Genomic DNA, 538 nt, shown 5'->3' with positions numbered 1-538 from the left:
TCCACCCCAATCTTGCCATCCTCTACGAAGACTTTATAGCACCGCAGCCTGACTTTCTCCTTCACAAGCGACTTTCCCGTCTTCAAATCGAACTCCCATCCGTGCCAAGGGCACCGGACGATCTCTCCCTCCCGCCCGAATTTGTACTCATACACCCTCGACTCCAAGCTCGTTCCGCATACCGGCCCTTTGCAAATCTCCGCCCCCTGATGCGGGCAATAATTGAGGATGGCATAAAATTCACCTTTTACATTGTAGATCCCAATGGAACGACCTGCAATTTCAAATACGCGGTGATGCCCCTCGGGGATTTGCTCCGGTTCGATCACATAATGTACGGTCATTTTCTTGTCCCTTTCCCTACAGCTTGTATAGTTGTTTCGCGTTTTCGTAGAAAATGCGGTCCCGCGACTCCTGTGGTAGCCAGCTCAGAATCTGATGCGGGGAATCAAAGTCCCAATGCGGATAGTCGCTCGAGTAGAGCAAGATGTTCTCTGCGTCGATCATCTCGAAGATGCTCTTCAAATGCTTGGGATTG

2 protein-coding genes are annotated in these 538 nt (G+C 50.7%); both read right to left on the bottom strand.

Features of this window, described 5'->3' with window-relative positions; translation table 11 throughout:
• On the bottom strand, window positions 1-344 hold a 344-nt coding region (locus GC102_RS12065), incomplete at its 3' end, for a Rieske (2Fe-2S) protein (protein WP_171689759.1).
• A gap of 16 nt (window positions 345-360) precedes the next feature.
• On the bottom strand, window positions 361-525 hold the full coding sequence (locus tag GC102_RS12060) for an amidohydrolase family protein (RefSeq protein ID WP_281367656.1): 165 nt from the start codon (window positions 523-525) through the stop codon (window positions 361-363).
• Between the last annotated feature and the right edge of the window lie 13 nt (window positions 526-538).

It is taken from the genome of Paenibacillus germinis, from assembly GCF_013141785.1.
Taxonomy (GTDB): Bacteria; Bacillota; Bacilli; order Paenibacillales; family NBRC-103111; genus Paenibacillus_E; species Paenibacillus_E phytorum.
Note: the sequence above shows the minus strand (reverse complement) of the source record. Positions and strands in the feature narration are given on the sequence as shown.